A 12,366-nucleotide genomic window follows, 5' to 3' on the forward strand; every position below is an offset into this window, starting at 1 on the left:
GAGAGACATCCCATGAGTTTAAAAGCTAATTTCTACAAAAATCGTGTATGCCTGAACGTATTAGCAGGCTCTGTTGATAATGCTGGTGAAATTTATGACGCTGCAGAAGGTCATGTTTTAGTTGGTGTTTTATCTAAAAACTATCCAGATGTTGATACCGCGGTTAGCGACATGAAAAAATACAGTGAAGTCACCAACAATGCCGTTTCTGTTGGCTTAGGTGCTGGTGATCCAAACCAATCAATGATGGTGTCTCTTATTTCTCAGCACGTACAACCACAACACATCAACCAAGTATTTACGGGTGTAGCCACAAGCAGAGCACTAGCTGGACAAGATAAAAGTATCGTTAATGGCTTAATCTCACCAACTGGTACTGTTGGTATGGTGAAAATCTCAACGGGTCCACTAAGCTCTCGCGCTGAAGATGCAATTGTTCCTGTTGAAACAGCCATTGCAATGCTAAAAGACATGGGCGGAAGTTCAGTAAAATACTTCCCAATGGGTGGATTAGAAACCCGTGAAGAGTTTGCTTATGTAGCCAAAGCTTGTGCAGAACAAGACTTTTGGTTAGAACCAACTGGCGGTATTGACCTTGAAAACTACGAAGAAATCATGCAAATCGCATTGGATGCAGGCGTGAGCAAAATCATCCCCCACATCTATAGCTCAATCATTGATAAAGCGACAGGAAATACCCGTCCAGCAGACGTAACAACTCTACTTGAGATGACAAAAAAATTGCTTAACTAAGTTTGCTCCTCCAAAGCCGGAACCCTGCCCCCAGGTTTCTGGCTTTTTTATTTTCTTAAAAAGAACTTATTTCGAACCAAAAAAAATAACTCAAGATAACAATCACACATTCAATAAATATTGATATCTAGTTACTTAAAACTGGTTGATATTATTGTTAATAAAAATCAACTCACTTTATCGGTTTTCTTATGATTCAATTGCCTTATCCGCGCCTTAATACCATCTTTGAAGCTCTTAGATACGAAGCTCTTCCTCAACAGGAGCTTGCACAGCGTTGTGATATTTCAACTCGAACCATTCGCACTGATATCTCTGCATTAAACGATATTTTAGCGTCTTATGGAGCTCAAATTCAGCATCAACGCGGAAAAGGCTATCACTTCGATATTTACGATGAAACACGATTCTCTGATATTGAAAAACAAACAAAAAAGATGAAAACCTCACCGCGAAACGCAAAAGATCGCGTGGTGTATTTAATTATGCGTCTTCTTTCTCAAGAGGAGGAATGCAAATTAGATGATTTAGCAAACCAGTGGTTTGTTAGCCGAACCTCTTTGCAGGCTGACATGGCTGAGATTAGAGAGATATTAGAGCAGTATAATTTAGAGATTGTCAGCAAAGCTCACCATGGATTGAAACTGTTTGGCGAAGAACAAGCCATTCGTGCATGCATTGCTCATGTCTTATTTCAATTTAAACCCAGTGATCGTACGTTTGTAGATGTATGCGAACACTTTTTCCCTGAAATAAACCTTCCTTCTTTACGAGAAGATTTATTGCATTTAATTAATCAAAATCACATAAGATTAACCGATGAGGGATTACATCATTTATTAGTGTATTGCGGTATCACCTTACATCGACTTAAATTAAATGCCATTATTCATCATGTTCATCAACCACAACTCAGCAGTGAAGCACAGAGTGCCGCATTAGATCTGAGTAAAATGATTGAAACCTTACTTGGAACTCGTCTACCTCAATCAGAGATAGATTATTTAAGTATTCAAATTGCAGCTCGTCGAGTTACAGGGGTCACTGTGATCGACACAGAAAAGCATACAGAACAGTTAGAATTAACGAATTTTTTATTGGATTACGTTAACAAGCATTATAATTACGATTTACGTAACGACGGATTACTTAAGCGTGATTTATTGTGTCATATCACGACAATGATATTACGAGTAAAATACCAAATCACCATTCCAAATCCATTAGTCGATCATATCAAACGTTATTACCCACTCGCTTATGATATGACCGTTGCTGCCATTTCTCATTGGGGAAAACATTTAATTCCTGATGGCGAGGTTGGTTATCTAGTCATGCATATTGGGGTTGGATTAGAGCGAAATTTTGCCTTAGAAGAACAGCAACCACCTAGAGCTTTATTGGTGTGTGATTCTGGTACCTCGATTATGCGCCTACTTGAATCTCAATTACTTAGATCTTTACCGCAATTAGATATCCAAAAAATAGGCTCAGTCAGAGAATATGAAACGTTAACAAAAGTAGATGCTGACTTTGTTATCTCTACAGAAAAAGTATCACAAAAAAATAAACCAACGATCGCAGTATCACCAATACCAACCAGTTTTCAGGTAGAGCAAGTAAATAAATTAATCCTGATGAATCGGTCTCATCCTTACATGCTGGATAAATTTTTTGATCATCGTTATTTTTCAGTACTCGAAAAACCAACCACACAAGCAGAGTTATTAAAAACCTTCTCTAGTCACTTAACTCAAGACAATATCACCCCGACTGAGTTTTATAATTCAGTGATCGAGCGTGAAAATATTACATCGACTATTTTAGGGGAAGGTATCGCTATTCCTCACTCTCTAGGGTTATTAGCCAATGAGACCAAGGTATACACCATTATTTCACCTCATGGTGTTGATTGGGGCAATGGAAAAATAGCGCATGTAATTTTCCTTTTTGCTATCAATAAAGACGACTATGAAGAAGCAATGAGTCTCTATGATTTATTTGTGACTTTTATGAATGGTAAAGCTGTAGATACGATTTTAGGCTGTTCATCTTATGAAGAGTTTCAATATGTGGCAAAAGAGTGCTGGTTTAATCGAAAAAAAGATTGGTAATTAAGTACATTAATATAATAAAAAATCCCAGACAGTCTGGGATTTTTTATCGATAACAGAAATAGATGATTAACCGCGAGGCTTAAACTCCAGCACCGGAGCTTTCTCACCGTCATTTACATCTTTTGGATTATTAATAACCAAAAAATCCAGCGCTCGTCCGGTTGGGCTTAATAACGCTAACTCTTCTTTATGTTCATCTTCTAAACAAATATTCAGTGTTATGTTTGATAGCGCTTTAACACCAAACTCATCTTCTAATGTCTCTAATGCTTCTTGTAAATTTTCCGCCAGAGACTTACTGTCCCAGCGACCTTTAAATTGGATTTCCAACGACTTTATCCTCTGCTTTTTTCGTACACATCACATTGAGCATGGATGCATTTTTTAATTGTCTTGTTGCACCATCTTTAAAGAGGCCTAAATCATCAGCGCCCCAATAAGGTAATAATATCGGCCATTTATCTTCTTTCATGATGTTGGAATCAATCAATATTTGCCATTGTTCTTTTGATACTAAATTCATATCTATACGCTGACAAATCTCTTGGCTACCTTTTGAGCTTGCTCGTAACCAAGGTAAGGAATCTTCCATATAAAAACCATAATCATCACTCTGAACAAATGGCACTGCAAATTGTTCGCCATTAATAATGACTTGTTTGCGAATAGTAACAGGATCAGGTGTTGGCTCAACGGCTATTTTAGGTAATTCACTTTTTTCAGCTTTAGACTCCACCTTAGGCAACGAAGCAAGAGCGACTTCTCTTAATGCTGACTGTCTAAACAGTAAATCCTTTTGTAATGCTTTTAATTGCTTTTTAGCGACCGAAAAATTGTTATATGGGCCGATTAAACAACGCTTACCTTTACTTTCTGCTTTCATGTTTATTGGTGCGTCAACTTTCGATTGAATTCGGCTCACCTTATCAGCACCAAGTGGTTTACTAAATACACCACATTGGATCCAAAACTCACTCTCACCTTGTGCCAATTTTGCGGCTTGATTACCCCAAAGTGCTTCTCCAATAGGGCAAGAATCAGGTAAATAACCCGACGTGGAACAAACAGAAGTGAGCGCACTATTATTACTCTCAAGATACTGAGTTAACTCATCAGCCGCCTTGGCTTGAGATATTGTCGCCAATAACATTAACGGCATTAATAACGTATTTGTTTTTTTAACGATTGCCATCATGGAAGTACCTTAAAGAAATGTATCTATTAATGTTAGCAAAAAGTCAGTTGAAAATCTGAGATTCTACTGTGTATTTTTGTCTATAAATCACGCTTATTTTCAAAAAATAAACACAATTCAGATAGATATCGTCATGATGATAAACTACACTAAATCCTTACTTTCTACATTACTATCGAGCCCTACATGGAAGTTGAACTGCTAGAGATCCAACACTTTTTATCCCAATACCCTCCTTTTAATTTGCTACCTGAAGAGGCGATTAAAGAAGCGGCACAAAGTGTCGAAATTTCTTATTATCGAGCAGAAAGTATGGTGATTGGTTTTGGTGATGAGATCAAAGATTTATACATGGTTCGCAGTGGTATTATCGAAGTCTACCGTCGAAACGGTGAGCTCTATAATCGATTAGATGAAGGCAGTATCTTTGGCCAAATGGGGCTATTGATGAATAATAAAGTACGTTTTCCAGCGAAGGCTTTAAACGATTCTTTATTATATTGTATTCCTGAATCGGTATTTGATGATTTCTGTGAGCGCTATGATGAATTCTCAGACTTTGTTGAAGTAGAAGATGCAACTCGCCTAAAACAAGCAGTAGAAAGTAACCATGATGATGCGAATGATTTAACCACCTCGAAAGTAAAAACCTTACTGACTCGTGAAGCGGTCATGATCACCAAATATGAAACCATTCAATCAGCCGCAAAAACGATGGCTGAAGAGAATGTCTCTGCGGTGTTAATTACCGATCCTGAAATCGATACCGACGAAGAAGATAATGACTTTGTGGGTATTATTACCGACCGAGATTTATGCACCAAGGTACTGGCGTGTGGTTTAGATTCTGAAACCCCTGTATCTGAAGTCATGTCGACAGAGCTTATTTCACTAGACCATAACGCTTACGTATTTGAAGCAATGCTGATGATGCTTCGCTACAACGTCCACCACCTTCCTGTGTTACGAAATAAACAGCCTATTGGTGTCCTTGAGGTGTCCGACATTGTTCGCTATGAGTCTCAAAACAGTCTGTTGTTTGTAAGTAGCATCTTCCAACAGCAAACCATTGAAGACTTGGTTATTCTATCGACTCAGCTTAAAGATTGCTTTATCCGAATGGTGAATGAGGATGCAAACTCACACATGGTTGGTAGTGCAATGTCTGAGATTGGGCGAAGCTTTAAACAGCGGCTATTAGAATTAGCAGAAGAAGAGCTTGGCTCACCACCAGTGCCTTATTGTTTCTTAGCACTTGGCTCTATGGCTCGTGATGAACAATTAATTGTTACCGACCAAGATAACGCAATTATTTTAGACAATGACTACAACGAAAAAGAACATGGTGAGTATTTCAAAGCGTTATCTGCTTTTGTTTGTGATGGCTTAGCTGCCTGTGGTTACACCTATTGTACTGGCGATATCATGGCAACCAACCCTGAATGGCGCAAAACTCAGTCAGAATGGGAAGAGTGCTTTGCTGATTGGATCGATAATCCAGACCCTCAAGCCTTGTTAAACAGCTCTATTTTCTTTGATTTAAATGGCGTTTATGGTCGTACAAAATGGGCAGAGCAACTTAATGGTTTTATTGTCCGTCGAGCGAAAAAGAATACTCGTTTCTTAGCCTGTTTAGCGAGAAATGGATTACGCCGAACACCGCCTCTAGGGTTCTTTAAAGACTTCGTGATGGAAAAAGATGGTCGTCATAATAACTCGATCAATCTAAAACGTCGTGGTACTGCTCCACTAGCAGATTTGATCCGTGTTCATGCTCTGGCGATTGGTTCTCAAGCTCAAAACTCATTTGAACGTTTAGATGACATCATTGAGGCGGGTATTTTACCTAAATCAAAAGGGGGCGATTTACACCATGCGATGGAATTAATCTCATTGGTACGTCTGCGTCACCAAGCACTAGATGTAGAAGCGGGGATTGAACCTGATAATAATATCGAACCTGAGAATATGTCTGATTTTGAACGTCGAAATCTAAAAGATGCATTCCAGGTACTGAGTAATGCTCAAAACTTTTTAAAATATCGCTACAGCGCGAATAAATTCTAGGAGCTAATGATGTTTCCCCATTCTCCTCAAGAAATTTTAAATTGGGCCTCTTTTTTTAAGCATAAGTTTAAGATCAGTAAAGATAAAAGACTTAAGAACTTCTATCAGTCTGGTACGTATGAAGAAGAAACCCCGCTCAGTGACATTGATTTTGTTGCCTTAGATTTTGAAACAACAGGATTAGATGCAAATCAAAACAGTATTATTAGTATTGGGTTGGTTCCATTCACATTGCAGCGTATTCGCTGTCGTGAGTCTCAACATTGGTTTGTAAAAGCACAAGACAGTTTAGAAGAAAACTCAGTAGTTATTCATGGTATCACCCATACCGATCTACAAGGGGCTCCTGATTTACGTCGTATCTTAGAAAAGGTATTAGACTCTTTAGCAGGTAAGGTAGTTGTGGTTCATTATCGTAGAATCGAGCGTGACTTCTTTGATATAAACCTACGAAATTTGATTGGTGAGGGTATTGTCTTTCCAGTTATAGATACAATGCAGATAGAGGGTGACTACCAACAAGAGCAATCAAAGGGCTTAATTAATTGGCTTAAAGGAAAGCGCCCAGAGTCAATACGCTTAGCAACAACTCGTTTACGCTATGGATTACCCGCTTATCCTCCTCACCATGCATTAACAGATGCGATTGCGACGGCGGAGCTATTTCAGGCTCAAGTCCATCACCACTTTTCACCAGATGACCCAATCAAGAAGCTGTGGTTATAAACACAAAAAAGCCGATGAAGATAATGACTCTTCATCGGCTTTTTATTTAGCTTCTATTTAGTGTGAAGAACTATTATGTTTCTCTGTTCTCATGCCCATCAGTAAGCTGACACACATTACTAATAGAATAATGGTGAATGGTAGAGCCGTTGAAATAGCACCAGCTTGCAATGCTTGAATTGCTTGAGTACCACCAACCCATAGTAGAGCTACCGCAATAGCACCTTCCATGAAGGCCCAGAATACACGCTGTGGAATTGGTGCATCCACTTTACCACCCGCAGTAATACTATCGATAACAAGTGAACCTGAATCTGATGAGGTAATAAAGAACACCAGAACAAGAACAACCGCAATCATCGAAAGAATATTACCCATAGGTAACGCATCAAACATTTGGAACATTGCTAAAGATACATCAGTTAAGCCCTCAGAGCCCAATGTACCAATATTATTCACAACTTGATCAATCGCGACGCCACCAAAGATAGACATCCACAACACAGTAAATATCGTTGGTACAATCAATACAGCAGTCAAGAATTCACGAACAGTACGACCACGCGATACACGTGCGATAAACATACCTACAAATGGAGACCATGAAATCCACCATGCCCAGTAGAACACAGTCCAACCGTGCATCCACGCTTCATCTTCACGGCCATGAGGATTACTCAATGGAATAATATTCTCAACATAACCCATGATGGTTGTTGGAATCGTCCCCATAGAAACGGCAAACGTCACCAAAGCAACAAAAGCGACCAATACAATCGCAATGATCATATTAATGTTACTGATCACTTTAACGCCGCCATCAATACCGCGCATTACCGAAATAACAGCTAATAAAGTAACAACAAAAATAATCGCAACTTGAAGCCCTAGACCACCATCAATACCAAATACATGTTGAAAACCACTTGCTGCTTGTTGAGCGCCTAGACCTAATGATGTAGCTAGGCCAAACAAGGTCGCTAACACCGCTAAGATATCAACAATGTGTCCTGGAATACCCCACGTTTTATCACCAAGAATTGGGTAGAAGATTGAACGCATTGAAAGTGGTAAACCTTTGTTGTAAGCAAAGAATGCTAACGACAAAGCAACAACACCATAAATAGCCCAAGGATGAAGACCCCAGTGGAACATGGTTGCACCTAATGCAAGCTTTGCAGCTTCTGGTGTATTTGCTTCAACCCCTAATGGCGTTTCAAACCAACCAGTAAAGTAAGCAACAGGCTCTGCAACTCCCCAGAACATAAGACCAATACCCATACCCGCAGCAAATAGCATAGAGAGCCAAGATATCATCGAATAATCAGGTTTTGCTTTATCTCCGCCAAGACGGATTTTACCAAATGGCGATACAATCAACGCCAAACAGAAAATAACAAAGATGTTTGCAGACCACATGAATAAACCATCAAACGCATTAATGATTTTCCACTTAAAACCATCTAAAACGGTTTTTGCTGCTTCAGGGTCAGTTACTGCAACAGCAACTAAGAAGAGAGCGATCAGACCTGCGCTGATGCCGAAAACGGGATTGTGTACATCGAATCCCCATTTTTGAACGTTATCCTGTCCAACAGTATAATCCGTGTTATCTATACTGTACTTGTCCTTATTTCTACTCATTATTCCTCACTTCGAACCGAAGTTCTCTGTTTTGGTTTAATTCAAATACTCACTTTAAAATATTTAAACACACTCTATGATCCTAACAACTGAGTAAATTATTACCAGTAAAAGCAGCAAATTAGTCAGAAAAACAACAAAATAAGCCTAAGATTCTTCTCTGTAATACATAAACAGTGTTTTACAAGTATAAAAAAAGCGATGAGAGAATCACCGCTTTTCTATCTATTTCTGCTTATTAACCCTTATAAATTTTCGGGTTAAATACATCTCTTAACCAATCTCCAAGTAGGTTAATTACCAAGACTAGAGTAACCAAAACTCAGCCTGGGAATGCCGTGATCCACCACGAACCAGAGAAGATATAGTTAAATCCAATACTGATTAACGAACCTAAAGAGGGTTGGTCTACCGGTAGACCTAAACCTAAGAAAGAGAGTGCCGCTTCTGACATGATAGCGTTGGCAATCTGTACTGTTGAAATAACCAAAATTGGAGATAAACAGTTAGGTAAAATATGACGGAACATGATGCGTGGAGAACGAAATCCCATCACCTTTGCCGCTTCTACATATTCTTTTTTCTTCTCTGCCAGTACTGACGCACGGATCGTACGCGCATATTGTGGCCATTCGGCAACACCAATGATCACAACCAACATAATCACCGCATATTGACTGAAGAACTCAGTGCCAAAGCTTGCTTTAAAGATCGCAGAAACAATGATCGCAACCATCATGGTCGAGAATGATAACTGCACATCCGCAAATCGCATTAAGAAGCTATCAATTTTCCCACCAAAGTAACCAGCCGATAAGCCAATAACAATACCGAGAGTCAGCTGTACTGCAACGGCTAGGAAACCAATCGTTAAAGATAAACGCGAGCCATAAAGAATGGTTGATAGTACATCTCGACCTTGGTCATCGGTACCCAGAAGAAAACGTTCATCCCCTTCTTCCATCCAAGATGGAGGCAACTCTGAATCCATAATGTCTATCGAGCTCAGATCATACGGATTACTTGGTGCAAGTACGGGAGATAAAAGTGCGCCTAAAAGAAACACCATAAAAACAGCAAAACTGAACATTGCTACTTTATCGCGTAAAAAATAATACAAAAAATCTGATGATTTAAATCGTTCCCAACGTGTTGGAACGTGGTTAGTCGTTACATCCATGATTACGCTCCTTTTCCTGTGATATCTACGGTTGGGTTAATTAGTCCATATAACAAATCAACAATGGTATTCGTTACCACAAAAATTAGACCTACAAAGATAACGTAAGCAGTAATCAGTGGTGTATCTACACGGTTAATTGCCTCTAAGAATAAGAAGCCTGTTCCCGGCCACTGGAATACAGTTTCTGTCAAAATGGTATAAGCAACCATGGTACCAATCTGAACACCACCCACGGTTAATACCGGTAACATGGTATTTTTAAGTGCATGCTGATAATAAATCTTGTTTGTTGCGATACCTTTCGCTTTTGAAAACTTAATGTATTCAGAGCTCAGCACTTCTAACATTTCAGAACGAACCAAACGAATAAACAGAGGTAACATGATTGAAGCTAATGAAATACAAGGCAATACTAAGTGAGCTAATCCATCAAGAGTAAAGAACCCTGACTCCCAGCCTAATAGATTATAGGTTTCCCCTCGTCCATAAGACGGTAACCAATTTAATTCAATGGAGAAAACATACATCAGCATTATGGCGGTTAAGAAGACGGGTACCGAAATACCAATACTACTGAATGCCATGATAGCTTTCGTGAAGAAACTTTTTGGATGAATAGCCGAATAAACACCCAGAGGTATAGAAAGAAATACAATAATAATTGCGGCTCCTAATACTAGTTCTAGGGTTGCAACAAGCTTATCAAGAATGACTTCTACCGCTGGTTTTTTGAAGAAATAAGACGTGCCCAAGTCACCTTGAACCGCATTAGTAATAAAACGTGTGTATTTTGTGATGAATGGGTCGTTTAACCCTAAATCATCTCTCAGAGCTTGACGCTCTGCTTCTGAAACTGATTGTCCAACCAATTCACGTAACGGGTCACCCAAATTATCTTGGATGGAAAACGCAACCAGACTGATCACAAACATCACTATCAGTGCCTGAAACAGGCGCTTGACCAGAAACGTAAACATTCCTTGTCCCCTCTTAATCCTAAAAATGATATAGAAAATATATCCATATCTAACAAATTGTTGGTATTACTTTTTTATCAATGAATCTCTTATGACGAACAAAGGTTGCCCTGAATATCAGGACAACCTTTTTACAGACAGTTACTTAACAACTAAATCGCCAAAGTATGGGTACTCCATTGCATTTACGATTGGTTTGATATCAATGTTAGATTTCGCGCCCCATGCAAGGTTTTGCCAATGTAGTGGAACAAACGCAGCATCGTTATACAGCGTGTCTTCTACTGTTTTTAGCATTTGGCTACGTTTCGCAGGATCAGTTTCCACATTTGCAGCTTCAACTAAACGGTCAATCTCAGGGTTTGAGTAATGACCACAGTTGTACTGGCCTTTACCTGTCTCTTCATTACGAGTCATTGTTAGGAATTCAGAGAAGTTTGCTGAATCTTCTGTATCTGAGTGCCAACCGATCATCATCATGTCCGCAGAACATAGATCAAACTCTGGCCAGTATTGCGCTTTTGGCAAGGTTTTTAGATCAACCTTAATACCAATTTTTGAAAGCATTGCTGCAGATGCTTGTGCTACTTTTGCATCATTAACGTAACGGTTATTTGGAGCCATCATGCTAAGTTTGAAGCCTTTCTCGTAACCTGCTTCTTTCATTAGCTCTTTAGCTTTTTTAAGATCGTAACGTGGAACTAGATCAGCATCGTAGCCAGAATAACCAGATGGACCTTGTTGACCAGCTGCTGTAGCAAAGCCTTTCATGATCTTCTTAACAATACCTTCATTATTGATTGCATGAACGATTGCCTGACGAACACGGACATCTTTAAGCGCTTCATTGCTGTTTTGGTTCATTTGGAAAGTAATGATACGAGTACCCGGTAGCGTAACTAAATCGATACCTTTTGTATTTTTCACTCGTTTGTGATCATTTGGAGCCACTGGAGCGATAATATCTACATCACCAGAAAGTAGAGCTGCAACACGTGTTGCATTTTCTTTGATTGGAACAAGAGTTAATTCATCTACGTTACCTGGAGAATTTTTATCCCAGTAACCATCAAAGCGATCAAAGACAACTTTTACGCCTTGCTCACGAGATTTAACGACAAATGGACCTGTACCAGAAATGTGCGTTGAAGCGAATGAATTACCGTGTTTTACGATTTCAGACTTGTCTTTACCATCTTCTGTTTTGCCAGAATAGAACTTACTGTCCATTGGGAAAAGGTATGTTGCTGTCTGTAAAACTAACGGATAAGCACCTTTAGAAACAAGTTCAACCGTGTAATCATCAATTTTAACTAGTTTTTCATACGGTTCGAAAATCGCTTTAAAATCAGGAGAGTCTTTTAAACGATCAAATGTCCATACGACATCATCAGCCGTCATTTCATTGCCTGAATGAAATTTCACACCTTTGCGTAGATTAAAACGGAAAGTTTTGTCATCAATACGCTCCCACTTTTCAGCAAGACGCGGTTCAAAGTCAAATGACTGCGTATAACGAACTAGGGGATCAAACACCATATGAGAAAGTTGTAGTGTACCGCCAGACAATTGCTCATGTGGATCAAGTGATACTGGATCGGCATCATAAGCAACAGTAATATCTGCTGCTGCTGCACTAAAACTTAGGCCTGCAGCCATAAGCGCGATAGCCAATTTGGTCTTTATGGTTTTCATTGCATAACT

9 protein-coding genes and 1 pseudogene are annotated in these 12,366 nt (G+C 39.2%); 4 read left to right on the forward strand and 6 right to left on the reverse strand.

The genetic code is table 11. The annotated features are described in order from the left end of the window. Positions 1 to 12 precede the first annotated feature (12 nt). Positions 13 to 753: a 2-dehydro-3-deoxy-phosphogluconate aldolase gene (gene dagF, locus AC2INI_RS13260; protein ID WP_486305016.1), complete on the forward strand. Its 741-nt coding sequence runs from the start codon at positions 13 to 15 to the stop codon at positions 751 to 753. A gap of 191 nt (positions 754 to 944) precedes the next feature. Then, on the forward strand, positions 945 to 2,867 hold the full coding sequence (locus AC2INI_RS13265; protein WP_486305017.1) for a BglG family transcription antiterminator: 1,923 nt from the start codon (positions 945 to 947) through the stop codon (positions 2,865 to 2,867). A 69-nt stretch (positions 2,868 to 2,936) separates the two neighbouring features. Here the strand turns inward: AC2INI_RS13265 and AC2INI_RS13270 are convergent, their stop codons facing one another. After that, positions 2,937 to 3,200 carry a hypothetical protein gene (locus AC2INI_RS13270; RefSeq protein WP_151655712.1) on the reverse strand — a complete coding sequence of 88 codons (264 nt, stop codon included), beginning with the start codon at positions 3,198 to 3,200 and terminating at the stop codon, positions 2,937 to 2,939. Beyond that, the gene (locus AC2INI_RS13275; RefSeq protein ID WP_486305018.1) at positions 3,184 to 4,065 is read right to left on the reverse strand and encodes an SPOR domain-containing protein; all 882 of its coding nucleotides are present in this window, start codon (positions 4,063 to 4,065) and stop codon (positions 3,184 to 3,186) included. Before AC2INI_RS13275 ends, AC2INI_RS13270 begins: the two co-directional genes overlap by 17 nt. A gap of 186 nt (positions 4,066 to 4,251) precedes the next feature. Between AC2INI_RS13275 and AC2INI_RS13280 the strand changes: the two genes are divergently transcribed. Both AC2INI_RS13280 and AC2INI_RS13285 read left to right on the forward strand, forming a co-directional pair. Next, positions 4,252 to 6,132, forward strand: coding sequence for a DUF294 nucleotidyltransferase-like domain-containing protein (locus AC2INI_RS13280; RefSeq protein WP_122036461.1), 1,881 nt, complete (start codon positions 4,252 to 4,254; stop codon positions 6,130 to 6,132). A 9-nt stretch (positions 6,133 to 6,141) separates the two neighbouring features. Continuing rightward, positions 6,142 to 6,858, forward strand: a complete 717-nt coding sequence (locus AC2INI_RS13285) for a 3'-5' exonuclease (protein WP_122036460.1) — start codon at positions 6,142 to 6,144, stop codon at positions 6,856 to 6,858. Between the two features lie 57 nt (positions 6,859 to 6,915). Here the strand turns inward: AC2INI_RS13285 and AC2INI_RS13290 are convergent, their stop codons facing one another. The 4 genes and pseudogenes from AC2INI_RS13290 to AC2INI_RS13305 all read right to left on the reverse strand — a co-directional run bounded on the left by AC2INI_RS13290 (position 6,916) and on the right by AC2INI_RS13305 (position 12,357). Then, on the reverse strand, positions 6,916 to 8,502 hold the full coding sequence (locus tag AC2INI_RS13290; protein WP_122036459.1) for a BCCT family transporter: 1,587 nt from the start codon (positions 8,500 to 8,502) through the stop codon (positions 6,916 to 6,918). 238 nt (positions 8,503 to 8,740) lie between these two features. After that, positions 8,741 to 9,682, reverse strand: a pseudogene (locus AC2INI_RS13295) (ABC transporter permease). 2 nt (positions 9,683 to 9,684) lie between these two features. Next, positions 9,685 to 10,662: an ABC transporter permease gene (locus AC2INI_RS13300; RefSeq protein WP_045103187.1), complete on the reverse strand. Its 978-nt coding sequence runs from the start codon at positions 10,660 to 10,662 to the stop codon at positions 9,685 to 9,687. Between the two features lie 141 nt (positions 10,663 to 10,803). Beyond that, complete coding sequence (locus tag AC2INI_RS13305) at positions 10,804 to 12,357, reverse strand: ABC transporter substrate-binding protein (protein ID WP_122036457.1); 1,554 nt, start codon at positions 12,355 to 12,357, stop codon at positions 10,804 to 10,806. Positions 12,358 to 12,366: the final 9 nt, after the last annotated feature.

Source organism: Aliivibrio friggae, from assembly GCF_057368515.1.

Bases quoted from the DNA above. Each gene is read 5' to 3' on its own strand.
- dagF (WP_486305016.1), top strand. From the start codon at position 13: ATGAGTTTAAAAGCTAATTTCTACAAAAATCGTGTATGCCTGAACGTA.
- AC2INI_RS13265 (WP_486305017.1), top strand. From the start codon at position 945: ATGATTCAATTGCCTTATCCGCGCCTTAATACCATCTTTGAAGCTCTT.
- AC2INI_RS13275 (WP_486305018.1), bottom strand. From the start codon at position 4,065: ATGATGGCAATCGTTAAAAAAACAAATACGTTATTAATGCCGTTAATG.
- AC2INI_RS13280 (WP_122036461.1), top strand. From the start codon at position 4,252: ATGGAAGTTGAACTGCTAGAGATCCAACACTTTTTATCCCAATACCCT.
- AC2INI_RS13285 (WP_122036460.1), top strand. From the start codon at position 6,142: ATGTTTCCCCATTCTCCTCAAGAAATTTTAAATTGGGCCTCTTTTTTT.
- AC2INI_RS13290 (WP_122036459.1), bottom strand. From the start codon at position 8,502: ATGAGTAGAAATAAGGACAAGTACAGTATAGATAACACGGATTATACT.
- AC2INI_RS13300 (WP_045103187.1), bottom strand. From the start codon at position 10,662: ATGTTTACGTTTCTGGTCAAGCGCCTGTTTCAGGCACTGATAGTGATG.
- AC2INI_RS13305 (WP_122036457.1), bottom strand. From the start codon at position 12,357: ATGAAAACCATAAAGACCAAATTGGCTATCGCGCTTATGGCTGCAGGC.